The following is a 23,531-nucleotide window of genomic DNA, read 5'->3' as shown; positions in this document are numbered from 1 at the left end:
CCCTTTCAGTCCGGCAGGGTGCAGGGATAGCCGGTGCCGTCCGGCAGGGTGCAGAGGCGCGCGAAATAGCCCTCCGGCAAGGGGGCGTAGCTGCGCAGGCGCTTGCTGTCGTCGAGCCGGTCGAGATAGGCGGTGCAGGTGGACAGCCGGTAGCTCTCCACCCGCCAGGGCGAGGTGAACCAGGCGTCGAAGGCGGCGGCGACCGCCGTCTCGGGCGCGGCGCCATGGCGCATGGCATCGGCAAAGACCGCGCCGATGTCGGCGTATTCCCTGAGCCGCGCGATGGCGTCCCAGGCCCGCGCGTCGCCCGCCTCTCTCAGCCGCCAGGCGTAGAGGGTGGCGATGGCCTGCGCATCGGCCTCCACCATGTAGGTGAAGCGCACCGCCTCCTCGAGGTCGAAGTCGGTCGAGGGGCAGAAGCCGCGGCCGAACTGTTCGAGGTGGCGAAGTTCGTGGATCAGGATCAGCAGGCGTTCCCCCTGGTCGAGGTCGGCGCGCAGTTCGATCAGGTTGCGCTCGACGTTGTAGGCGCCGCGCACCGTGGTCGGGCGATCCTCGAGGCAGACCGCCGCGCCGGTGTCGGCCAGCACGGCCAGCAGCGGGTCGGGCGCGGGGTCGAGCGCCTCGACCGCCTCCAGAAGCGCGTGAAGCGAGGCCGGTTCCTCGCCCCCCGCGCCGTCGTAGGGCGGCACAAGGCACAGGTCGGCGGCGTTCGGGTGCCACGCGGTCAAGGGATCCGCCCCCGCCTGCGGGGCGAGGAGGAGCGCGGCGAAAAGGGCGGCGGAGCGACGCATGGGGAAAGACTAGGGCCTTGCCGCCGCGCTGGAAAGGGCGCCGCTTACCCCTCGTCCGTCCCGCGCCGGTCTTCGGCCAGCCGACGGTGCAGCGCGATCAGCCCGCCGATCGCCAGAAGGCCGAAGGCGGCACCGGCGAGAAAGGTCCACCGGGCGCCGAACGCGTCCCAGAGAAGCCCCGCAAGGACGCTTGCCGCCAGTAGGGCCGCGCCGGTCACGAGGTTGAACACGCCGAATGCGGTGCCGCGCACATCGGGCGGGGCGCTGTCGGCCACGAGCGCGGCAAGGATCCCTTGCGTGAACCCCATGTGCAGCCCCCACAGGATCACCCCCGCTACGATCCCCGGAAGGCCGGGCACGAGTGCCAGGACGAGATCGGCTGCGATCAGCAGGACCAGCCCCACCACCAGCAGGCCGATGCGGTTGATGCTGTCCGACAGTGCGCCCGCGGGATAGGCCGACAGCGCATAGGCGATGTTCAGCACCACCAGCACCAGCGGCACGAGCATCAGCGAAAGGCCCGCTCCCTCGGCCCGCAGGATCAGGAACGCCTCGCTGAAGCGCGCCAGCGAGAAGACCGCAGCCACGGCCACGACCCACCAGTAGACCCCGCCAAGCCCAGCAAGCTCGCGCCGGGACAGCGGGTTGCGGACCCTCCGCAGCCCTGCCGGGCGCGGCGGTTCGTGGACGGCGAACAGGATCAGCGCCAGCGCCGCGAAGGCCGGGACCACCGCCACCCAGAAGACCGCGGCGAAATCGTCGGCGAAAAGCCACATCAGCCCGATGGCCACAAGCGGCCCGAGGAAAGCCCCCGCCGTATCCAGCGACTGCCGCAACCCGAAGGCCGCGCCGCGCAGGTCGGGCGGCGCGATGTCGGCCACCAGCGCATCGCGGGGGGCGCCGCGGATGCCCTTTCCGACCCGGTCGATAAATCGCGCGGCGACCAGCCAGCCCACGGTCGGCGCCAGCGGAAAGACCGGCTTCGTCACCGCGGCCAGGCCGTAGCCCAGCGCCGCGAGGTCCTTGCGCCGGCCGACGCGGTCGCTGATCGCGCCCGAGAAGACCTTGGTGATCGCCGCCGTCGCCTCGGCGATACCCTCGATGATACCCACGGTCAGCGTCGTCGTGCCCAGCCCCACCACCAGGTAGACCGGCAGCAGCGCATGGATCATCTCGGACGAGACATCCATCAGCATCGACACAAGGCCCAGCGCCCAGATGCCGGCGGGCAGGCGGCGCCAGGGCGCGCGGGCATCCCCCGCTGCGGACGGGGGCCGGTCGCTCACGGCGCGCCTTCCCCCGCCTGCGGGGTCTGGCCGGCCACCGCCGGCGTCGCGTCGGTGGCGGCGCGGTCGACGGACACGCCCTGCGGCGCGATGCGCAGGGCGCGCAGCGCGTTCAGGATGACGGCGACGTCGATCCCCTCCTGCAGGAGCGCGCCCTCGACGGGCGCCAGGTAGCCGAAGGCCGCGGCGAGCATTCCGAGAAACGACAGGCCGATCCCCGCGACCACGCTTTCGATCGCGATACCGCGCGCGCGGCGGGCAATCTCGATCCCCGGCGCGATGCGGTCGACCCGGTCGACCAGCAGCACCACATCCGCCGCCTCGGCGCTGGCCGCGGCCCCCCGCGCACCCATGGCGACGCCGACGTCGGCTGCGGCGAGCGCCGGGGCGTCGTTCACCCCGTCGCCCACCATCATCACCGGGCCGTTCTTGTGCTCGCTCAGGACCAGCAGCACCTTCTGGTCGGGGGTCAGGCCCGCGCGGATACCGTCCAGGCCCAGGCCATCGGTCACCCGGTGCGCCACCTCCGCGCGGTCGCCGGTGGCCAGCAGGATCCGCCCCACACCCTGCCGCCTGAGGCCTTCCAGCATCTCCTTCGTCCCCTCGCGCAGCGGGTCCGACATCACCAGATGGCCGGCCATGCGGCCATCGACCGCCACCGCCACCATCACCGATCCTGCCGCGATGTCAGGGTGATCGGCCGGCGCCCGGCCGACACGACCGGCAACGAAGCCGTCCCCGCCGACGATCACCTGACGGCCGTCGATGAAACCGATCACGCCTTCGCCGGCAATCTCGGCGACATCCTCGGGAACCGGAAGGGTCAGGCCGCGGTCCTTCGCAGCCGCCACAATGGCCTGCGCGACGGGGTGTTTCGACGCCTGATCCAGTGCCGCGGCGAAGCGCAGGATGTCATCGCCGCCCATCCCGTCATGGCAATCGATGCTCACGATCTGCGGGCGCCCGTCGGTCAGCGTGCCGGTCTTGTCGAGGATCAGGGTCCGGGTGCGCGCCATCGCCTCGAGCGGCCTCGCGCCCTTGACCAGAACCCCGAAGTGCGCGGCCCGGCTCAGCCCGGCGACAAGCGCGACCGGAACGGCCAGGATCAGCGGGCACGGCGTGGCGACGACCATGACCGCCACGGCGCGGATCGGATCGCCGGTAAGCCACCCGGCGGCACCGGCGACAACGAGGGTGACGGCCAGAAATCCCAGCGACCAGCGGTCGGCCAGACGCGCCATCGGGGCCCTGGAACGCTGCGCCTCCTCGACCAGGCGCACGATACCGGCATAGGTGCTGTCGCGGGCTTCGTGCGTGGCCTCGAGGTCGAAGGCTTCGCCTGCGTTGGTCGACCCGCTCATCGCGTCGGCGCCGCGCTCCAGCCGGACGGGCAGCGATTCCCCGGTCAGCGCCGAGGTATCGAGATGGGCCGTGGCCGAGGCGATGCGCCCGTCAACCGGCACGACATCGCCCTGGCGGATCAGCAGGCGGTCGCCCGGAGCGACCTCGTCAAGCGGCACCTCCTCCAGCCCGCCGTTGCGGTGGCGCGTCGCGGTGCGCGGCACGCGGGAGAGAAGATCGCGCATCTCGCGGCGGGCACGGCCTTCGGCAAAGCTTTCCAGGAAGGTGCCGCCCGAATACATGACGGCGACCACCGCAGCCGCCAGCGTCTCGCCGAAGGTCAGCGCGGCCGACATCGAAAGCGCCGCCACGATGTCCAGCCCGACCTCGCCGCGGGCAAGGCCGCGCAGGATCTCGATCACCAGCGCCGCCAGAACGGGCACGACACCCGCGAACCAGAGGCTCCGGGCGAGGTCGGGCCGCCCGCCGAAGTGAAGCGCCAGCCCCAGCAGAAGACCGGCGAGCGCGATCGCCAGCAGAAGGGTCTTCAGTCGGTCCGTCCGTTCGCGATCCACAGGTCTACTCCACGATGGCCGGGACTGTCGCCGCGATCCCGATCGAGAACAGGCGGCCAACCGCCCTGCTTTGCAAGCCGCCCGCATCATCGCGCGAGATGATGAGGGCGTCGAGGCCATGCCGCTCCGCCATCCGGTGCCCGGCGACCGCGCCGGCGACCATCAGCGCCGTGGCCCAGGCATCGGCCGCGACGCAAGCGGGCGCGACCACGGTGACCGATGCGGGCGATGCCGTCAGCGGCGCGCGCCGTTCCGGGTCCATCGTGTGCGAAAGGTGCCGGCCCTGCACTTTCACCCGGTGTCGGTAATCGCCCGAGGTCGCGACGGCGGCGTCCGAAAGGCTCAGGATCGAATGGGGCGCGCGTCGATCGGGGTCGGGCGCCTCGACCGCGACGGTCCAGGGGGTGCCATCGGGGCGCAGGCCGAGGGCGCGCATCTCGCCGTCTATGCCGACCAGTCCGTCGCGGATGCCGTGACCCCGCAGGACCTCGGCCAGCCGGTCGACGCCGTATCCCTTGGCGATGCCGTTCAGGTCCAGCGTGACGGGCGCGGCCTTGCGTGCCCTGTCCCCGGCCAGTTCCAGCACCTCGAAGGCGGGGCGACGCGGGGCCTCTGTCGCGGCGCGGATGGCCTTGGGGTCGGCCGCGCCGGGGCCGAAGCCCCAGGCAAGGACTGCATCGCCCTGGCCGATGTCGAAAGCCCCGCCCGAGGCGCGGCCGATGGCGAGGCCCAGCGCAAGAACACGCGCCAGGTCGGGCGGAACCCGCAGCCATGCGCCCACCGGCGCCGCGTTCAGGCGCATCAGGTCGCTGTCGGGCCTCCAGGTGGACATCTGCGCGTCCACCGCATCGACCGCGGCCTGAAGTGCGGCCCGCACCGGGGCGGGATCGAAGCCGGGGGCGGCAAAGAACAGGGCCGTCCAGCGCGTGCCCATCGTGGCGCCGTTCAGCGCGTGACGGACAAGGTCAGTAGACATCTTCGGCATAGCGCCCCCGCTCCTTCAGCATCGCGGGTGTCAGGCCCGCCGGCGCAAGAATATCCTCCAGCGTGCAGGCCACGCCTTGCGCCATGTCACGCCCGCCGCAAACCATGACCCTTGCCCCTTTGCGGATTGCCTCGATGACCTGCGCGGCCTCGGCCCTGAGCGCATCCTGCACATAATGCGGCCTTGCCCCGCGCGAGGCGGCGGTCGTCAGCCTGGCAAGCCGCCCGTCTGCATGCCACGCGGCAAGATCCCTTTCATAGAGGAAGTCGCTGTCCGGATGGCGCATCCCGAAGAACAGATGCACCGGGCGGCGGCGGTCGTTGGCGCGGATGAACCCCGCCAGCGGCCCGATCCCGGTTCCCGCCCCGATCAGGATCAGGGCCGCCCGGCCGCGGCCGGCATGGAAGCCCGGATTGCGGCGCAGGAAGGCCTGCACGCGGTCGCCGGGTTCCAGCGACAGCAGTTGGCCGGAACATAACCCGCCGGGGTGTCGTTTCACCGCGATCTCGATGAAGCCGTCCCGGCTGCCGGAGGCCACAGAATAGAAGCGCGGCACGGCCGATCCCTCGGGCAGGATGCCCAGCAGGTCGCCCGCCTCGAACCGCGTCAGGCCCCGGCCGGCGATGCGTGCCCAAAGGCCGGCCTTCGGCAAGGCAAGGCGCAGGATCGCGGTCGGGGCCTGCACCTCGGCCCCGTAATCGCGGCGCGAGATCAGGGTCAGGCTCTCGGCGGCGGGTCGGGCGGGCTGGTGGTCAAGCTCCAGCGGCACGCCAAGCGCCGTCCCCAGCGCCCGGCCCCAGCGGGCGAAATCCTGCGGCGACTGGCGGTCCACCGTGTCCATCGGGAGCAGGCTTGCCCAGCCCCTGGCGCGCGCCGCCCGTTCAACCTTGGCCGCGAAGGCGCAGAAGGCGGGGAAACTGCGGTCGCCGAAACCCAGGACGGCCAGCGGGGCCTGCGGCGCCGCCGCCAAGCCCGCCAGCCGGTCGAGGAACCACTTGGCCGAGGCCGGGGCATCGCCCTCGCCATAGGTGGCGGCCAGGATCAGGAACCGCTCGGCGCGGGGATGACGGGCAGGGTCGAAGGCCGACATCGGCGCCAGATGCACCGCCTGACCGGCCTCGCGCAGGGCGCGGGCCAGCGTCGCGGCAAAGCCCCAGGTGCTGCCGCCTTCGGAGCCGACCAGGATCACCGTCTGCGCGCGGGCGGCCGGGGCGTTGTCCCGCAGGCGGGGGCGGCCCCGGCGTCCGGCGGCCCACACCAGGGCGCCGGTCGCACCCATCGCCGGCACGCCCAGCGCCATCAGGCCCAGGACCAGGCCCAGAACCGCCGCGCCCTGACCGGTATGCAGCATGTAGATGGTCTCCGACACCTGCTGCCACGCCGTCAGGCCGGTCCAGGACAGCAGTTCACCCGTGCCCTGGTCGATCAGACCCGTGCCGGTCTCGGTGGACAGGGTGAACACGTCCTGCGCGTCACCTTCGAAGGGAAAGCTCAGCTTGCGGAGGCTTTCGACCGGCATGTCCCTGAGCGCGGCCATCCGGTCCAGCGGGAAGTCCGTCTGCCCGCTCACCAGGGCAGGCGCGGCCGGGCGCAGGGCGCCATCGGGCAGAAGGTCGAAGGTCGAGGCGGTCATCCACAGGGCCGTCGCGCCCGACAGCGCAAGGCCGAAGACCGCGACCCGCGCCATCTCCACATGCAGCCGCCCGGGCCACGGTCCGCGAAGCCGCGCGAACCAGTGCCGCCAGCCGCCCGCGCGCCGCGCGACCAGCGCCGCGCCCGAGAGCGACAGCACCAGCAACGCCGCCGCCCCCGCCGCCATCACCAGGCGCCCGGCGTCGTCCAGAAACAGCGACCGGTGCAGGTTGGTCAGCCAGCGTTCCACCGGGTTTGGATCGGCCGAGCCGGCATCCGCTCCGGTCGCCGGGTCGATCACCGCCGACCCCGGCGTGCCGCCGTCGAACCACCAGGCGGTGATCGTGCCGGACGGTGACCGGCGGATCTCCTCCAGCCCCGGATGGGCCGCGGCAACCCGCGCGGCCAGATCGGCCACGCCTTGCCCCGCGACGGGACGCGGGGCCGACAGGCGCTCCGCGGCCGGAAAGACCGACAGCGCCGCACCGCTGAGCGCGAGGACGGTCACAAGGGCCAGGGCCAGAAGCCCCGGCCAGCGGTGAAGCGCGCGGATCATCGGGCCGGCCTCTTACCGGTAGGTGAAGCTGGCGATGTAGCGGCGGCCCGGCACCGGCGTGCCCGCCCCGGAGGCCGTCAGCGGCACCGCGATCTCGTTCGGGCTGTCGCGCATCTCCTCGACCGCAGCGTCGATGTGCAGCACATAGCCGGCGTCGAACAGCGCATCGGCCAGGTCCAGCGTGATCTCCAGCGTCCGGCCCGCGCCGACGCTGGCCCCGGTGATGCCGTCGACCTGCGCGGGATCGCCCCCGGTGGCGGCATGCCAGTCGCTCAGATGCTCGTAGTATTTCGACTTGCCGCCGGCCATCCACAGGCTGCCCACATAGGCGCCGGAGGGATCGGTGACGTAGAGGGCGAGATAGGCGCCATCGCCGCCATAGGCATTCAGGGTCGTGGCAAGCGTGACGGGGCGGGCCAACGCCAGACCCGGCAGGGTCAGCGCGGTGGTCAGTGCAAGTGCGGCTGGAAGGGATTTCATCTGATCTTTCCTTGGCTTCTGGTCTCGGGTCAGACGGCGTGCGCGCCGCGGTCCGTCGGGGTCAGTTGGTCACGGCGCGGGGCGGCGCGCCGGTTCCGAAAAGCCCGTTGGCCGGTGGAGCGACGGTGCCCGCGGGCGCGGGATTGGCCCTGCCTCGGGCCCCCGTGCAGTCGTCATCGTCGTCATCATCGTCGCAGTCGTCGTCCTCATCCTCGTCATCGTCATCGTCATCGCGCCAGCGGCCAAACCAGCCGCCGTCATCCTCGTCGTCATCGTCTCCGCTGACCCGGATCGGCTGCAGGGGCCGTCCGTCCGTGTCGAACAGCGCGGCTGAGGCGCCGCTGCACGGGCCAGCAACGCTGTCCTGGGACGCCATTGCCGAAAGCGCCGGCAGGCCAAGCGCCGCGGCAAGGGTCGTCGAGGCGAAGAGAAGGGAAAGGCGGGTCTTCATGGCTGTATCTCCGTGAATGCGATGAAGCCTGTCTGTGCGCGCGACCTGAGCGGTTGCTGACGGCCCGGCCCTTCGTGCTTCAGCTTGGTGTCAGGAAGTCGATGGCCCCACCCGGCAAGGGAGGGGCCAACCGGACCACGGGGACGGGTGATGCGTGGCCCGCGTCAGGCCACGTCGCCAGGGCCGGGCGCCCGCTTGTCGCCGGTGACCATGGCACGGGCCAGATTCTCCCGATGGCGGAGCGAGGCGAGAACGACGCCACCGACATGAAGCGCCACGAGCAGAAGCATGAGGTTGGCCAGCGTCTCGTGCACCTCCTCAAGCAGATCCTCGACCTCCGATTCCCCGCCGTCCTCTTCGTCATCGTCCGCCCAGGCGGGCGTCACGATCTGCGGCAGGCCGGGCAGCATCGCCACGCGGGACGGCTCCGCCATCAGCCAGCCGGTGAACGCGGTGCCCGAAAGCGTCAGGAGCAGCGCCACGACCATGGCAGCCCCGGCCGGGTTGTGCCCCAGATACCTGCGCTCGGACCCGCGCAGCAGAGTGCCGAGATAGGCAAGCGTGGCCCTTGGCCCCTTTACGAAATCCGCAAAGCGGGCATGGCGGCTGCCCACAAACCCCCAGACCAGCCGGAAGGCGACAAGACCGGCGACGGCGTAGCCCGCGACCTCGTGGATGGGTTGCGCCTCGTCGGCGCTCAGCCAGGCGATCGCGAAGGCGGCCACCAGGCTCCAGTGGAAGACGCGCACCAGCGGATCCCAGACGCGCACCGTCCCGGCCCCGGCGTCACGTTCGAATGCCTGCTCAGTCATCCTCCTGCCCCTCGCGTTCGTGGCCCTGATCGTCATCCTCGAACTCGAGCTCGACGATCCGGAGCGTGCCGGGATGGACCTTCACCTCGATGGCGCGGCCCTCGGCGTCGCGGCCGTCGATCTCGTAGCAGCCATCGTCGATCCTGATGCGGCGCACCGCCCATCCCTGCTCGGCCGCGAGCCGGGCGACGGCCTCACGCGGCTGCCAATCGGCCATAGGCACGAAGCAGTCATCGTCCGCGAACGCCGCCCCGGCGGGAATCGCCGCCAGAAAAGCAAGAATTGTCAGGGCCTTTCGCATGGGCCACACTCCGGGTTACGGCCAGTCTGGAGGATGTGATGCGCGCCGAAGCTGACGGCAGCCTGAAGACGGGGAAGAGGACGCTTCAGCTTTCTGTCAGGGGCGCGGGGCAGAAGGCACGCAGCACGGGCCACAGGGACGGCAAGAGAGCATGCGCATATTGCTGATCGAGGATGACCTGGTTCTGGGCGCAGCCGTGCGTGACCAGGTTGCGGCCGATGGCCATTCCGTCGACTGGGTGCAGCGACTGGACGCCGCCGGGGATGCCTTGAGGGGCACGGCGTTCGACCTCGTGCTTCTCGACCTGATGCTGCCCGACGGCCGGGGCATCCCGTTCCTGCGCCGCCTGCGCGCGCGGGGCGACGTGACGCCCGTCATCATCCTGACCGCGCTCGACCAGATCAGCGACCGGATCGAGGGGCTGAACGCCGGGGCAGACGACTATCTGGTGAAACCCTTCGATCTGGCCGAACTTTCGGCGCGGATCGGGTCGGTGGCGCGGCGCTATGCCGGCAACCCCAACCCGATCGTCACGCACGGACCGCTGGAGATCGACCTCGCTGCCCGCAGCATCCATCGCGACGGCCGCCCCGTCGGCCTGACCGCGCGCGAATGGGCGCTGTTCGAGGCCTTCCTGTCGCGTCCCGGCCAGCTTCTGTCCAAGGCGCAGCTGGAAGACAAGCTTTATGCCTTCGGGGCCGAGATCGAAAGCAACACCATCGAGGTCCATGTCAGCCGCCTGCGCAAGAAGCTGGGCGCCGAGGTGATCGAGACCGAACGCGGTCTCGGCTACCGGCTGGGCCGGGGATGAGGGGTCCGCGCAGCCTTCAGGGGCGCCTCGGGCTCTGGCTGGGCATTGCGCTGACGCTGCTCTGGGTGACGGCGGCCAGCGTGACGGCCCTGATCGCGCGCGCCGAGATCGAGGAGGTCTTCGATGCGGCCCTGCAGGAAACCGCGCAGCGCATCCTGCCGCTGGCCGTCGTCGACATCCTGAACCGCGAGGAGGAAGGCATCAGCCAGCGCCTCGCCGCGATCCGGGAACATGACGAGTTCTTCACCTACATCGTGCGCGACGATCAGGGGCGCGTGCTGCTGCAATCCCATGCCGCCGATCCGGCGGTCTTTCCGGCCTGGGACGGGACCGGGTTCCGGCAGACCGCGACACACCGGCTTTTCAGCGACGAAGCCGTCCGGGGCACGATCCGGATCACCGTCGCAGAACCACTGGATCACCGCGCCGGCATCGCACGGGAAATCCAGATGGGCCTCGGCCTGCCGCTCCTGATCGTGTTGCCGGTGACGTTTCTGGCCATCGTGCTCGCCGTCCGCGCCAGCCTTGCGCCGCTCAGGCAGTTCCGCGACCGGCTGGCCGCGCGCGGGGCGCGCGACCTGAGCCCGGTCGCCAGCGTCGATCTGCCCGCCGAGATCGCCCCCGTGGCCGAGACGATGAACGGCCTGCTGGCCAGGCTGGACGCGGCATTCGAGGCCGAACGCAACTTTGCCGCGAATGCCGCGCATGAACTGCGCACCCCCCTGGCCGGGGCGATCGCACAGGCACAGCGGCTTCAGTCGGAAACGCGGGATGACGCGGCGAGGGCACGGGCGGCCGAGATGGAAGCCACGCTGAAGCGCCTCACGCGTCTGTCGGAGCGGCTGATGCAACTCGCGCGCGCGGAAGGCGCCCGGCTCCGGCGTGACCGGGCCGCGGACCTTCGCCCCCTCGCCCGCATCCTGACCGACGAGATGGCGCCGCTGGCGGGGCCGGGTCGCATCAGGCTTTCGCTGCCCGAGGCATCCGTCATGTCCGACCTTGACCCGGACGCCTTCGCCATCCTGTTCCGCAACCTCGTCGAGAATGCGCTGCGGCATGGGGCACCGGCCGGACCGGTCGAGGTGACCCTCGCGCAGGATGGCATGTTTTCAGTGGCGAATGATGGGCCTGTCGTGCCGTCAGCCGTTCTGGATCGCCTGACACGCCGCTTCGAACGGGCGGGTGCCCGGGGCGACGGCAGCGGCCTCGGCCTCGCCATCGTGTCGGCGATTGCCGAAAGGATCGGCAGCGGCCTGACCCTCGATTCGCCCCGATCGGGCCATGATGCGGGGTTCGAGGCGACGATCCGGCTGCCGGAGTGCCCGCCGGACGGGGCCTGATGGCCCTGCAATGGGCCGCAGCGCACGCGACGGGGACCGGCCTTGCAGCGGGGCCGTCAGGCCCTGCGGCCCGCACCCTCGTCCGGGTCGAGCGCCCGGCGCAGCCGCCGGATCAGGACGGCACGCACCTTTTCGTCCGGCTCCGAGGCCAGGGCCTCGTTGATGTCGAGGATCAGCCGCGAGACATCGTTGTGCCAGTCGAGACGGGCAACCATTTCGGGGCGCAGGCGGCGCGGAGCAGCCCCGCCAAGGCGGCGCGCCCCCGTGGCGGTCAGTTCGAATTCCTCGTCCAGCACCGGCCGCAGGATGCGGTCCGGATCGACGACCCCGGCCAGCCGCGCGGCCAGCCCCTCGATCGCGTCCGGCTCGCCATGGACCAGAAACAGGTCATGCGCCAGCGGCAACCGCGCCTTGATCCAGTCCGCCAGTTCGGGGCCGTCGGCGTGCCCGGAATAGAGGTCGAGCGAGCGGATGCGGGCGCGGACCCTGAATTCCTCGCCCTGTATGCGGACTGACCGCGCACCGTCCTGCAGGATGCGGCCCAGCGTCCCCTCGGCCTGATAGCCGGTGAACAGCACCGTCGCCTCGTCGCGCCACAGCCAGTTCCGCAGCCGGTGCCGGATGCGGCCGGCGTCGCACATCCCCGAGGCGGCGATGACGATGTGGAACCCGTGCAGGCGGTCCAGCGCCTTGCTCTGTTCGACCGTCTCGGTGAAATGCAGGTTCCGGGCCCGCAGGCCCCGCATCAGCACCGCGCCCTCCTCGAGTTCGCGATGGTGCCTGGCAAAGATCCGGGTCGCCTGCGTTGCCAGCGGGCTGTCGACGTGGATGGGGATATCGGGCAGTTCGCCGTCTGCGATCAGGCGGCCGATGTCGCTGATCAGCTCCTGCGCCCGCTCGACCGCGAAGGACGGGATCAGGAGCGCACCGTTCGGATGCATCGCCGCCCGCACCTCCTCGCGCAGGAGGGCGCGGCGGCGCGCGGCGGTCGCCTCCTCGCGGTCCACGTCGCCATAGGTGGATTCGCAGATCAGGTAATCGACGCCGCTCGGCCCCTCCGGGTCGGAATGCATCAGCTTGCTGTCCGGGCCGATATCGGCCGAGAACATGAGGCGCAGCGGCGGTTCGTCCCCGCCCTGCGCCAGCTCGATCTCGATCGAGGCTGACCCGAGAAGATGCCCGGCGTTCCAGAACCTGGCGCGCAGGCCGGGGAGTACGGCGAACCAGTCCCCCAGGTCCTGCGGGCGCAACAGGTCAAGACAGGCCGCGACGTCCGTGCCGTCATAGATCGGCGACACCCTGTCGCGGTTGCGATGCGCCGCGCGGCGGTTGAACTGCTCGACCTCGATCTCCTGGATGTGGGCGCTGTCGGGGAGCATGACCCCGGCCAGGTCGATGGTGGCCGGGGTGGCGTGGATGGCGCCGGAGAAACCGTGGCGCACCAGTTTGGGCAGCAGCCCGGAATGATCGATGTGCGCATGGCTCAGGATCACCGCCGCGATCTTGCCCGGCGCGAACGGGAAGGGCCGGTAGTTCAGCTCCTTCTCGGTCTTGGACCCCTGGAACAGTCCGCAGTCGATCAGCACCTGCCCCGCCTCTGTCTGCAGCCGGAAGCAGGAGCCGGTGACGGCCCCGGCAGCGCCATGGAAGCTGAGGCGGGGATGGGACATTCTGAGGTCCTTTCCGGGCGCGCGCGTCATGTCTGGAAGACATAGGTGCCCGGCGCGGCGCAGAGGGGGAAAACTCCCCTGTCCGGCGCGCCGGTTGCGGGGGGGGCGGCCGCGGCGCCGGTGCCGTGGTCGGCCATCCAGCCGGCCCATTCCGGCCACCAGGAACCCGCGCGAGTCTCGGCCGTGTTCAGCCAGCGGTCGGCCCCCTCGTAATGCGCCTTTGCCGGGCGGTGCCCGCGCCGGTAGCGGCTGCGCGGATCACCGTCCGGCGGGTTCACGATGCCGCTGTTGTGCCCGCCCGAGGTCAGCACGAAGCTCAGATCGCAATCGGTGAAAAGCTGGGTCTTGTAGACGGATTTCCAGGGCGCGATGTGGTCCGTTTCGGTGGCGATGACGAACATGGGGACACAGATGTCCTTGAGCGCGATCACCCGCCCCTCGACCGCGAAGCGCCCCGCGGTCAGCCGGTTCTCGAGGAACAGGCCGCGCAGGTATTCGGAATGCATGCGCGCGGGCATCCGGGTCGTGTCGGCCGACCAGACCCCAAGATCGGTGGGCTGGTCCTGTTGCCCCAGGAAGTACCGTCGCACCGCGCGCGACCAGATCAGATCCTCGGACCGGATGGTGGAGAAGGTCCGCGCCATCTGGGGCCGGTCGAGATAGCCCTGATCCCACATCATGTCCTCGAGGAAGGCCACCTGGCTTTCATCGACGAAAAGGAGCAGTTCGCCCGCCTCGGCGAAATCGACCTGCGCGGCCATGAGCGTGACCGTGGCCAGGCGATCGTCCCCGTCCCGCGCCATGGTCGCCGCCGCGATTGCCAGCATCGTTCCGCCCAGACAGTAGCCCACGGCATGCACCCTGCGGTCGGGCACGATCCGGCCGACGGCATCCAGCGCCGTCATCACGCCCGACTTGCGATAGTCCTCGAGCGAAAGTGCGGCCTGGGCCGCGGTGGGATTGGTCCAAGAGATCATGAACACCGTGAACCCCTGCCCGACCAGGTAGCGGACCATCGAATCGTGGGGCGACAGGTCGAGGATGTAGTACTTCATGATCCAGGCCGGCACGATCAGCACCGGCTCGGCCTGCACGGCGGCCGTCTGCGGCGCATACTGGATCAGTTCGAACAACTCGTTTCGGAACACGACCGTCCCCGGCGTGCAGGCAAGGTCCTGCCCGACGCGGAAGCCTTCTGGGGCCGGGTCGTGGGTCTGGGTCACGGTCCGGTAGAAGTCCTTGGCGAAGTTGGCCGCGCCCTCGATCAGGTTCTGCCCGCCCGAAGCCAGGGTGGCCGCGAGGATTTCGGGGTTGAGCACGGGAAAGTTCGAGGGCGAGACCGTATCGAGGGCCTGTCGCGCCATGAACCGCACCCGGTCCGCATCCTCGGGTCGAAGGCCGCGCAGATGGTCCGTCGCGTGGTCCCACCAGTCCTGCACCGCCAGGAACCCCTGCTGCCACATCCGGAACGGCTCCTTCTGCCAGTCGGGGTGGCCGAAGCGATGGTCGAAGGGCTTTGGCCGGAACGGCGGCGGGCTGTCGCGATCGACGCCGGCGGCCAGGGCGGTCAGGGCCAGCGCATTGCGCTGCGCGCGCTCGATCAGTTCCAGCTGACGTCCCGGCGACTCGCCGAGGTGATAGAGCCAGTCGGTCCATGCCCCGATGAACGCATGCGCCGAGACGCCGCCGCTCAGCTGCGCCATCGCCGCCCGGACGCTGCGATCGAGAGTCTGGCGGGGATGCACCGGCTCTTTCGGGGCCGGCTGCGGGATCCCGGCCGGAACCATGGGCGCCCCCGCCCCGGAAACGGCCGGCTTCGTGATCGCGGTCTTCGACGCCTTTCTGGCCATGCTTGCCCCCTGCCGGTCAGAACGCCGGCGCGCGACACTGTGGATCATTTGCCCGCGGGAGTCGCGGGCCGTCCCCATGCAGCGACAGGCGGTCGCAGGGAAACACCGCGGCCGGACAGGCGGAACCGGCTGCCGCCTCCATCCCGATCGTCACCCCCGCCTCCTCTTCCCGCCCCTTTGCCCTGCCCTTCCGGCCGTCGACCGGCCGGAGGTCCGGACGGCCGCTTCCACCGCCTCGTCCACCGCCGATTGGCGGGCAAGCGGGTCGTCGGCGACGGCCAGTTCCACCGCCTCAAGCCGCCTGACCTCGTCCCTGAGCCGCGCGGCCTCCTCGAACTCGAGGTTCTCGGCCGCCTTGCGCATCTGCAGCCGCAGCGCGTCGAGATGGGCGGCAAGGTTCGCGCCCGCCATCGGCCGGTCGACCTTCGCGGTGACGCGGGACTGGTCGGTATCGCCCTTGTAGAGGCCCGCCAGGATATCCTCGACGTTCTTCCTGACCGTCGCGGGCGTGATCCCGTGGGCCTCGTTGTAGGCGACCTGCTTTTCGCGCCGCCGGTTGGTCTCGGCCAGCGCGCGCTCCATGCTGCCGGTCACCCGGTCGGCATACATGATGACGCGGCCTTCCGCGTTCCGCGCGGCCCGGCCGATGGTCTGGATCAGCGAGGTCTCGGATCGCAGGAAGCCTTCCTTGTCGGCATCGAGGATCGCAACCAGCCCGCATTCGGGAATATCCAGCCCCTCGCGCAGAAGGTTGATGCCCACGAGCACGTCGAAGGCGCCCAGCCGCAGGTCGCGCAGGATCTCGATCCGCTCGATCGTGTCGATGTCCGAATGCATGTAGCGCACACGGATGCCCTGTTCGTGCATGTATTCGGTCAGGTCCTCGGCCATGCGCTTGGTCAGCGTGGTCACCAGCGTGCGCAGGCCCCGCGCGGCCACCTTCCGCACCTCGTCCAGCAGGTCGTCGACCTGCATCTCGACCGGGCGGATTTCCACCTCCGGGTCCAGAAGCCCGGTCGGGCGGATCACCTGTTCGGTGAAGACCCCGCCCGTCTGCTCCAGCTCCCAGGCGGCGGGTGTGGCGGAGACGAAGACGGACTGCGGGCGCATCGCGTCCCATTCCTCGAACTTCAGGGGGCGGTTGTCCATGCAGGAGGGTAGCCGGAACCCGTGCTCGGCCAGCGTGAACTTGCGCCGGTAGTCGCCCCGGTACATGCCGCCGATCTGCGGCACCGAGACGTGGCTTTCATCGGCGAAGACGATGGCATGGTCGGGGATGAACTCGAACAGCGTCGGCGGCGGTTCGCCCGGCGCGCGGCCCGTCAGGTAGCGCGAGTAGTTCTCGATCCCGTTGCAGACGCCCGTCGCCTCCAGCATCTCGAGGTCGAAGTTGCAGCGCTGTTCCAGCCGCTGCGCCTCCAGGAGCTTGCCCTCGCCGGTCAGTTGCTTCAGCCGCTGGGCCAGTTCCACCCGAATGCCCTTGATCGCCTGTTGCAGCGTCGGGCGCGGGGTGACGTAGTGGCTGTTGGCGTAGATGCGGATCTTCTCGAAGGCGTCGGTCTTGGCGCCGGTCAGGGGGTCGAACTCGGTGATCGCCTCAAGCTCCTCGCCGAAGAAGGAAAACCGCCAGGCCCGATCCTCGAGGTGGGCGGGCCAGAGGTCGACCGTGTCGCCCTTGACCCGGAAGGCGCCGCGCTGGAAGGCCGCGTCCTGCCGGCGGTATTGCTGCGCCACCAGTTCGGCCAGGAACTTGCGCTGGTCGTAAAGCCCGCCGACCGCCAGGTCCTGCGTCATCGCCGAATAGGTCTCGACCGAGCCGATGCCGTAGATGCAGGAGACCGAGGCGACGATGATCACGTCGTCGCGCTCCAGCAGCGCCCGCGTGGCCGAGTGGCGCATGCGGTCGATCTGTTCGTTGATCTGGGATTCCTTCTCGATATAGGTGTCGGTGCGCGGGACGTAGGCCTCGGGCTGGTAGTAGTCGTAATAGCTGACGAAGTATTCGACCGCGTTTTCCGGGAAGAAGCCCTTGAATTCGCCGTATAATTGCGCGGCGAGCGTCTTGTTGGGCGCAAGAATGATCGCCGGGCGCTGCGTCTCCTCGATCACCTTCGCCATGGTGAAGGTCTTGCCGGTGCCGGTGGCACCCAGAAGCACCTGGTCACGCTCCCCCGCCAGCACACCCGCCGCGAGTTCCGCGATGGCCGTCGGCTGGTCGCCGGCCGCGCTGAACTCCGTCTTCATCACGAAGCGCCGCCCGCCTTCAAGCTTGGGCCGGGTCAGGACCTCCGGGCGGTGCATCGGCATGTTGGTGTTGTTGTGGGGCATGGCCTGACCTTCTGGCGGCGTCGGAAGACATGGACGATTCCCGCGCGCCCCACAGATTTGATCTGTTTTTGTTCCTGTTCAAGGCGAATGCGGAAAGACCGGCGCCTGCCACGCCGCCAACCTGCGACCGGGAACCGAGAGGTTTCGATTGCGAATCTAACATTAATGTCAGATTTTGACCTCACCGGACCATCACCATCAGGGAGGACGAAGGATGGCACGACGCAAGACACGGCTGAAGCACCTGGCCGAAAAGGTTCAGCGCGGCGAACGGATCATCGGCATGGAATGCCATGACACGCCCAGCGCGATGATGGCCGAGGAACTGGGCATGGACCTGCTGTGCTGCGGCAGCCCCGGCCCGATGGGGCTGATGGGGCACAAGTCCATGGCCACGGTGGACTTCGAGGAACAGCTCTACATGCTGCAGGGCGTGCTGCGGGGGGCCTCCTCGCCCTTCATCATCTGCAACATGCCGAACACGACGGCCTGCATCTCGATCGAGGAATCGGTGCGCAACGCGGCGCGCGTGGTCAAGCTCGGGGCCGACGGCGTGCATATCGAACCCTCGCTCGGCACCGTGCCGCATATCCGCGCGATCGTCGACGCGGGCATTCCCGTCGTCGGCCATTTCGGCGTGCAGGGTGAACGCGCGGTGATGAACTCGGGCCACGCGTCGGCGGGCCGCACCGCGAAGGAAGCGGCCGACATCGTCCGGCTGGTCCGCGCCTCGATCAACGCGGGGATATTCGCCGCGCTCTTCGAGCATACCTCGGTCGAACTGACGAAATGGTGCTACGAGAACCTGCCCGTCGCGGTGGCAAGCCTTGGGTCGGGCCCCTACGCGCACGGGATCTTCCATGTCTCGAGCGACATCATCGGCTGTTCGGTCTTTCCGATCCCGCCCAAGCGCGAGGTGTTCGGCGATGTCTGGGGCGAGATGCAGAAGGCCTATTCGGCCTATTTCGCCGCGGCCCGCAGCGGCGCCTTCCCCAACCCCGACCTCAGCCACACCATGCCGGAGGGCGAGTTCGCGCGCTTCCTGAGCGACATCGCCTGAGGCCCCCGGCGATGGCGCTCGACCCGCCCGCATTCTTCCGCTGGCTGGCGTCCCTGCCCCCGCGCCGGGACGTCTGCGTGGAATGTGGCGCGGGCGCGGGCGAGGTGACCGCCTTTCTGGGTGGCACCTTCGCCCGCGCCATCGCCACCGACGCGGCCCCGCCGCACTCGGGCGTCCCGTGTGCCGTCCCCATCTTGGCCGCACGGGCCGAGCATCTGCCCTTTGCCGATGCCAGCGCCGACCTTGTCGTGTCGATGCAGGCGCTGCACCACTTCGACGTGCCCGCCCACCTGCGCGAGGCGAGGCGGATCCTGCGCCCCGGCGGCGTCTTCGCCGCGCTCTGCTGGGGGGAAATCGTGCTTCCCGAAGCCCTCAGACCGCTCTACCGGCCCGCCTTCGCGGCGCTGGCCCCCTTCTGGGAAAGCGAGAGGGACTGGGTCCTCTCCGGCTATCGCGGCCTCGGGTTTGCAGGCCAGCCGGTTCCCTTGCCCACGGCTGCAATGCGGCGCCGCGCCGACATTGCCGGGCTGAACGCCGAGATCTCCCGCTGGAGCGCCGCGCGCGCCGCGCGCCGGGCCGGCGTGGCGATCCCGCTGCCAAAGGCGCCCGGACTGGCGGCCCCCTTCGATCTGTCATGGCCGCTGATCGGGCGCGTCTTCCGCGCCTAGCCGTCCTTCCAGATCATCGCCACGACCGCGTTGCGTTCGGCCGCGTCGTTCATCGGGCAGTCCGGGCAGGTCGCGGCGCCGGGCGGGTTTTCGCAGCCCTTGCACTGCGCCACTGCGCTTGACGCCTCTGCGACAAGCCGTTGCAGCGTCGCGGCGCGTTCGGCCTTGATCGCCAGTTCGCGCGCCAGTTCGCCCAGAAGCGCGCCGATCGCGCGTTGCGAACTGTCCCCGGTGGCGTGGTGCACCCGTTCCCGGGCGACGGCCGCGACCTCTTCAAGCGGCACGTCGACGGCGCGGAAATACCCGGCAAGGCGGGCGATCTGAAGATCGGCCTCCGAATACTCGCGCGTCCCCCCCGGACTGCGGGAGGGCGAGAGGATGCCGAGCGATTCATAGTGGCGCAACATGCGCTCGCTCAGGCCGGACCTGCGGACAAGATCGCCGATCTTCATCGGCACCCCCACGTCCGCCCGCCCGGCCCCGACCGCCCGCCGCCATCAACGCCCGCAGGACGGCGCACGGCCGGACCTTTTGGGCGCGGCATCGGCGGGCGGGCGTCGTCGAGGGGGCGGGGCGATTCTCTCTGCATGTCCGCAAGGTGTCATCGCTTCCGCTGCCAGCGCAAGTATCACCACGGAGAGACGGGCGGCAGCATCGGCTCGCACCTAACGCCCGATGGACGGCAATCAGGCCAATCCCGCCACCTGCCGGACCGGAACCGCCAGGCAGGCCGGGATTGGCCCAGTTCCAGAGCTTTTCCGGCGCAGGAGGGAGCCTGATGCCGGAAATTCCCCTGCCCTAGAACTTCATTGCGGCGAAGATGGTGAGGGAGTTGTCATCAACGCCGGTCACGCCGAACTTGTTGTTGAAATGCGTGTATTCGAGGCCAAGGTCGAACTTGCCCGGCTCGTGGCCAAGGGCGTTGCCGACATCCCAGCGCAGCTGCGGGGAAAACACGATCTGGTCGTCCACCCCCGACCCCTGGTCGCCGATGAAATCGACAAAGCCCTGCGCGGTGAACTTCTGGTTGCCGATCTCGAAGGGCGCGTTCCAGACGATCGTCACCTGGTAGGTGGAATCGAGGTCGCGGTCGAACGGGTCGAGGTAGTTGTTGTAGGAATAGAGGCCGAGCGAGAGGACATTGAAGCCGGGAACGTTGAAATCCGCCCGCGCACCGATCAGCCCCACGCCGAAGTCGTCGCCATGGTTGATGCCGATGTCCGCGCCGATGTCGCGCAGGATCCCGTCGCCAAGCCCCAGCCCGAAGGCCTTGCCGCTGAAATGCAGGTAGGCTTCGCCGTAGTGGCCGCTTTCGGTGTTCGTGTCCGGCCCGTCGAAATCGTTGAAAAGATCGATGAAGGCGAAGAAGTCGCCATATCCGAAGGTGGAGAAGTGTTCGAGCGTCAGGACCGCGCGCGATGTCTCCTCGATGCCGTTGCGGCCAAGGCGGAACCCGTCGCCGTAGTGAAGCTGGACATCGGTGTAGGAGAATGCCTGCGCGGCGGTGCCGGACAGGCCCAGCGACAGCAGGGCCAGCGCGGCCGCGCGTGTCGCTGGTAAGGTGGGTCTTGTCATGGAGTTCCTCCCCTGATCAGGTCCGTCGCCGGTCGCGGTGCCACTGGTGCGGTCTTGTGACGAGTCCGGTCGGACATGTCGGGAAGGATAGACCTGTCCCCGTTCACGCAATCAGCACGTTCGATTGAGCGAAAAGTGCCCGATCCGTGATCGCGCCGGCGCGGGCGCCGCCCAACACCGCCCCCCCACCGTCCCACTTGCGCCCCCCCTTGCGCGCGGCCGCCGCTTTCACGATAAGGGGCCGAGAGCACGGAGGTTCCACGGAGGTTCCCATGCGCGCGCGCATCTATCAGCCGGCCCGCAACGCGATGCAGTCGGGCACCGCAAAGACCCGCGTCTGGGTCCTCGAATTCGCCCCCGCCGCGGCGCGCGAGATCGACCCCCTGATGGGCTGGACCGGATCGCCCGACACGCAAAGCCAGGTCAGGCTCCGCTTCGACAGCCGCGAGGCGGCCGAGGCCTATGCCCGCGACCACGGCATCGACTACACCGTGGCCGAGCCCCACAAGCGCGCGCCCAATATCCGCCCGCGCGGCTATGGCGAGAACTTCGCCACCGACCGCAAGGGCGCCTGGACACACTGATGCCCGCGATCCGTCGCGAAAGCCCGACCTTGCCGGACCTCGCGCTGCTGATGGAGCGGCACACCGCCGCCATGCACGCCGAAACGCCGCCCGAAAGCATCCACATGCTGGACGCCGCCGCTCTTGCCGTGCCCGGGATCGCCTTCTTCGTGATGCGGGACGAGGACGGCCGCCCCGTCGGCATGGGCGCGCTGAAGCGCCTGACGGGCGATCACGCCGAAATCAAGTCGATGCATATCCTGGCAGAAGAGCGCGGGCGCGGCCTGGCGCAGGCGATGCTTGACCACCTTCTGGCCGAGGCGCGGGCCTCGGGCATCCGGCAACTCAGCCTCGAGACCGGATCGCAGCCGGGCTTCGCGCCGGCACGCGCGCTCTACGCCCGGGCCGGGTTCATCGAATGCCCCCCGTTCGAGGGCTACGGCCCCGATCCCGCCAGCGTCTTCATGACGCTCCGGCTTGCGTGACGGCGCGGACTGTCGCAAAAGGGGGCCACGGTCCCGTAGCTCAGCTGGATAGAGCAGCTGCCTTCTAAGCAGCGGGTCGGGGGTTCGAGTCCTCCCGGGATCGCCATTTGCACAAACCCGGCAAATTTGCCCCCGCAATAACAGTTACTTGCAAGAGCGTGTCCCGTTTCTGGGTGGGTGTGTCCCGTTTCATGAACTCTCCACAAGTAGCTGGATCATCCGCTTGCGGTCGGCATCACGGGTGTAGCGCTCCACTTCCTTCAGGGTCAGGTGCCCCGCCATCGTCGCGATCTGGTGAGTCGATCTGCCCTGTTCAGCCCAATAGACGCAGAAGGCCTTGCGAAGGCCGTGGAGCCGAAAGTTCACCCCGGCCGCCGCTGCGGCGTCCCTGAAGATGTTTCCAAGGCTCTCCTTCGAATAAGGCTTCCCGCGGCTCGTAAGGACGAAAGCGGGGGCTATGTCCGGCGTCCTGGCGATCACTGCCCGGAGCTCGTGTGTGAGGGGCACTATCGTTTCCACGCCGGTCTTGTGGCGCTCGAAGATGATCATGCCCCCGTCGATGTTGCGCCGCCCCAGGCTCGCCAGATCCACGCGCGCGGCGCCGGTGTAGAGCGCCAGGTCGAAGATCAGACGCTCACGCGTCCCGATCGGCCACCGCTCCTGAAACTTGGCGATCTCCGCCGAACTGGCAGTCGGATGGCCCTTCGTCTTCGGCCGCTCGATCGCAATGCCCTGCGTCGGGTCGCGCGGGATGAACTTGATCTTGGCCAGGTGCGCGAACACGGGCCGGATGGCCTTCAGCTCGTTTGCCGCTGCGTTTCCACCCTTGGCCGAAAGCGCCGCCTCGATGTCGGCGGTTGAGATGGTGCGGAGAGGGCGGGCGCCCTGCGCGCGAACGTAGCGCCTCAGGATCGCTTCCCTGTTCTTCCGCGTCTCGGCGCTGAGCGTCGGCCAATGCGGCCCTGCCTTGTAGATATCCACGCCCCAGGCGAAGGTCTCCGGCGAAGGCGTGGGGGTGTCGGGAGGCGAGAACTCCCACCGCGCATGCTCAGCTGCCCATGCGGCGATCACTTGCGGGTCGGTCGGGTGCAGACCATGCACGCCCAGGGAAATTTCCCGATCGCCCCGGCGGTAGGTATGAAACCAGCGGCCCCGGCGGCGCTTGGAGCGAAGGTAGGGATACTTCCTCATCACCCCTCCGAACTGAACGGGACACCAGACCACCTGTGATCCGGGGCGCTCTCCTGGCCGGGATATTCGAAGGTGACGCCCTCCGGCCCCACACGCGCGATCCGGGCGCCAGGATGCAGCGCCGCAACGGTACGGTGTGCGTCTTGAATCTGCTTATCGGTCGGCATAGAGGGGGCGGAAGGGCGAGACATCAGCTTTCCCCGTTCTCCGTGACTTCAACGATGAACCGGACCAGCGGCATGGGCGCTGTCCTGATGATGTGTTGCGCCAGCGAAAGATGATCAACCACAAGCGCCTGGAACGCGCCCGCCCTACCCATCACGCCCTCCGCGTCACGAAGATCCTTCACCCGAACTCCAGCGCTATCGGCGGCGCCCAAAGGAAGAACAACGAACTGATCTTCATCCGAAGCGCCGCGCACATGCCCGTCAAGAATGCGCAGCCTAGCGGCAGCGCTAAGCTCGTCCCCTTCGAAGGCCGCGGCGCCCTTCCAAAGCATCAAGCTGGAGATCACCGGCAACACAGAGAGCGAAGCCGCTATGTCTGCGGTCTCCAGTCCGATTCCGCTTTGAGAGAGCGAGCGAAGCACCGTCATGCGGATCACGTCGGTAAGGCTGAACGAAGAGCGCTTGCTATCTTTGCGCTCCGGCAGAATACCGCGCCGCCGCCAATCCCGCTGGACATCGTTAGAGGCGCCAGAAATCTGCGCAGCCTCTGCAGGGGTGAACTCGCGGTCGATCGCTTTGACTGTGTATTTCATCTGCACGCCCCGTTTGT

The 23,531-nt window shown here is 69.3% G+C and carries 22 protein-coding genes and 1 tRNA gene; 7 read left to right on the top strand and 16 right to left on the bottom strand.

Annotated features, from left to right (window positions below; all coding sequences use genetic code 11):
* Window positions 1-5 precede the first annotated feature (5 nt).
* The 9 genes from N5I32_RS02080 to N5I32_RS02040 form a co-directional block, all read right to left on the bottom strand.
* A complete protein-coding gene (locus N5I32_RS02080; protein WP_261493732.1) occupies window positions 6-731 on the bottom strand; it encodes a DUF6782 family putative metallopeptidase in 726 nt (241 codons plus the stop codon).
* A 107-nt stretch (window positions 732-838) separates the two neighbouring features.
* Entirely contained in the window at window positions 839-2,080 is a 1,242-nt protein-coding gene (locus tag N5I32_RS02075; RefSeq protein WP_261493731.1) for an MFS transporter, read from the bottom strand.
* Window positions 2,077-3,996, bottom strand: a complete 1,920-nt coding sequence (locus N5I32_RS02070; RefSeq protein ID WP_261493730.1) for a heavy metal translocating P-type ATPase — start codon at window positions 3,994-3,996, stop codon at window positions 2,077-2,079. Before N5I32_RS02070 ends, N5I32_RS02075 begins: the two co-directional genes overlap by 4 nt.
* Before the next feature lie 4 nt (window positions 3,997-4,000).
* Complete coding sequence (locus tag N5I32_RS02065) at window positions 4,001-4,981, bottom strand: FAD:protein FMN transferase (protein WP_261493729.1); 981 nt, start codon at window positions 4,979-4,981, stop codon at window positions 4,001-4,003.
* Window positions 4,962-7,169, bottom strand: a complete 2,208-nt coding sequence (locus N5I32_RS02060) for a PepSY domain-containing protein (RefSeq protein ID WP_261493728.1) — start codon at window positions 7,167-7,169, stop codon at window positions 4,962-4,964. Before N5I32_RS02060 ends, N5I32_RS02065 begins: the two co-directional genes overlap by 20 nt.
* 12 nt (window positions 7,170-7,181) lie before the next feature.
* The gene (locus tag N5I32_RS02055; RefSeq protein WP_261493727.1) at window positions 7,182-7,649 is read right to left on the bottom strand and encodes a DUF2271 domain-containing protein; all 468 of its coding nucleotides are present in this window, start codon (window positions 7,647-7,649) and stop codon (window positions 7,182-7,184) included.
* 61 nt (window positions 7,650-7,710) lie between these two features.
* Window positions 7,711-8,100 carry a hypothetical protein gene (locus N5I32_RS02050; protein WP_261493726.1) on the bottom strand — a complete coding sequence of 130 codons (390 nt, stop codon included), beginning with the start codon at window positions 8,098-8,100 and terminating at the stop codon, window positions 7,711-7,713.
* A gap of 164 nt (window positions 8,101-8,264) precedes the next feature.
* Window positions 8,265-8,912, bottom strand: coding sequence for a cytochrome b/b6 domain-containing protein (locus tag N5I32_RS02045; RefSeq protein ID WP_261493725.1), 648 nt, complete (start codon window positions 8,910-8,912; stop codon window positions 8,265-8,267).
* Window positions 8,905-9,213: a PepSY domain-containing protein gene (locus tag N5I32_RS02040; RefSeq protein WP_261493724.1), complete on the bottom strand. Its 309-nt coding sequence runs from the start codon at window positions 9,211-9,213 to the stop codon at window positions 8,905-8,907. Before N5I32_RS02040 ends, N5I32_RS02045 begins: the two co-directional genes overlap by 8 nt.
* Before the next feature lie 151 nt (window positions 9,214-9,364).
* Here N5I32_RS02040 and N5I32_RS02035 point away from each other — a divergent pair, with 151 nt between their 5' ends.
* The gene (locus N5I32_RS02035; protein ID WP_261493723.1) at window positions 9,365-10,024 is read left to right on the top strand and encodes a response regulator transcription factor; all 660 of its coding nucleotides are present in this window, start codon (window positions 9,365-9,367) and stop codon (window positions 10,022-10,024) included.
* The gene (locus tag N5I32_RS02030; protein ID WP_261493722.1) at window positions 10,021-11,364 is read left to right on the top strand and encodes an ATP-binding protein; all 1,344 of its coding nucleotides are present in this window, start codon (window positions 10,021-10,023) and stop codon (window positions 11,362-11,364) included. The genes N5I32_RS02035 and N5I32_RS02030 overlap by 4 nt, the downstream gene beginning before the upstream one ends.
* 56 nt (window positions 11,365-11,420) lie before the next feature.
* Here N5I32_RS02030 and N5I32_RS02025 read toward each other — a convergent pair whose 3' ends face one another.
* The 3 genes from N5I32_RS02025 to uvrB form a co-directional block, all read right to left on the bottom strand.
* A complete protein-coding gene (locus tag N5I32_RS02025; RefSeq protein ID WP_261493721.1) occupies window positions 11,421-13,034 on the bottom strand; it encodes an MBL fold metallo-hydrolase RNA specificity domain-containing protein in 1,614 nt (537 codons plus the stop codon).
* A 26-nt stretch (window positions 13,035-13,060) separates the two neighbouring features.
* Window positions 13,061-14,884 (bottom strand): PHA/PHB synthase family protein, encoded by a 1,824-nt coding sequence (locus N5I32_RS02020; RefSeq protein ID WP_261493720.1) that lies wholly within the window; start codon window positions 14,882-14,884, stop codon window positions 13,061-13,063.
* A gap of 150 nt (window positions 14,885-15,034) precedes the next feature.
* Entirely contained in the window at window positions 15,035-17,212 is a 2,178-nt protein-coding gene (gene uvrB / locus N5I32_RS02015) for an excinuclease ABC subunit UvrB (RefSeq protein ID WP_261493719.1), read from the bottom strand.
* A 214-nt stretch (window positions 17,213-17,426) separates the two neighbouring features.
* Between uvrB and N5I32_RS02010 the strand changes: the two genes are divergently transcribed.
* Window positions 17,427-18,272: a 3-methyl-2-oxobutanoate hydroxymethyltransferase gene (locus N5I32_RS02010; RefSeq protein WP_261493718.1), complete on the top strand. Its 846-nt coding sequence runs from the start codon at window positions 17,427-17,429 to the stop codon at window positions 18,270-18,272.
* 11 nt (window positions 18,273-18,283) lie between these two features.
* On the top strand, window positions 18,284-18,940 hold the full coding sequence (locus N5I32_RS02005) for a class I SAM-dependent methyltransferase (protein ID WP_261493717.1): 657 nt from the start codon (window positions 18,284-18,286) through the stop codon (window positions 18,938-18,940).
* Here N5I32_RS02005 and N5I32_RS02000 read toward each other — a convergent pair.
* The gene (locus N5I32_RS02000; RefSeq protein ID WP_261493716.1) at window positions 18,937-19,392 is read right to left on the bottom strand and encodes a MerR family transcriptional regulator; all 456 of its coding nucleotides are present in this window, start codon (window positions 19,390-19,392) and stop codon (window positions 18,937-18,939) included. The two genes, N5I32_RS02005 and N5I32_RS02000, sit on opposite strands and share 4 nt — an antisense overlap.
* A gap of 346 nt (window positions 19,393-19,738) precedes the next feature.
* Complete coding sequence (locus N5I32_RS01995) at window positions 19,739-20,515, bottom strand: DUF5020 family protein (protein WP_261493715.1); 777 nt, start codon at window positions 20,513-20,515, stop codon at window positions 19,739-19,741.
* A gap of 272 nt (window positions 20,516-20,787) precedes the next feature.
* Here N5I32_RS01995 and N5I32_RS01990 point away from each other — a divergent pair, with 272 nt between their 5' ends.
* From N5I32_RS01990 to N5I32_RS01980, 3 genes are all read left to right on the top strand, one after another.
* Complete coding sequence (locus N5I32_RS01990) at window positions 20,788-21,099, top strand: ETC complex I subunit (protein WP_261493714.1); 312 nt, start codon at window positions 20,788-20,790, stop codon at window positions 21,097-21,099.
* Entirely contained in the window at window positions 21,099-21,563 is a 465-nt protein-coding gene (locus N5I32_RS01985; RefSeq protein WP_439648170.1) for a GNAT family N-acetyltransferase, read from the top strand. Before N5I32_RS01990 ends, N5I32_RS01985 begins: the two co-directional genes overlap by 1 nt.
* Window positions 21,564-21,592: 29 nt before the next feature.
* Window positions 21,593-21,669 (top strand) — tRNA-Arg (locus tag N5I32_RS01980).
* 83 nt (window positions 21,670-21,752) lie between these two features.
* On the opposite strand, the gene N5I32_RS01975 is transcribed toward N5I32_RS01980, so the two are convergent.
* Window positions 21,753-22,754 carry a tyrosine-type recombinase/integrase gene (locus N5I32_RS01975; RefSeq protein ID WP_261493713.1) on the bottom strand — a complete coding sequence of 334 codons (1,002 nt, stop codon included), beginning with the start codon at window positions 22,752-22,754 and terminating at the stop codon, window positions 21,753-21,755.
* Window positions 22,755-22,944: 190 nt separating this feature from the next.
* Window positions 22,945-23,514, bottom strand: a complete 570-nt coding sequence (locus tag N5I32_RS01970; RefSeq protein ID WP_261493712.1) for a MerR family transcriptional regulator — start codon at window positions 23,512-23,514, stop codon at window positions 22,945-22,947.
* Window positions 23,515-23,531: the final 17 nt, after the last annotated feature.

The organism is Albidovulum sediminis, from assembly GCF_025380365.1.
Taxonomy (GTDB): Bacteria; Pseudomonadota; Alphaproteobacteria; order Rhodobacterales; family Rhodobacteraceae; genus Albidovulum; species Albidovulum sediminis.
Note: the sequence above shows the minus strand (reverse complement) of the source record. Positions and strands in the feature narration are given on the sequence as shown.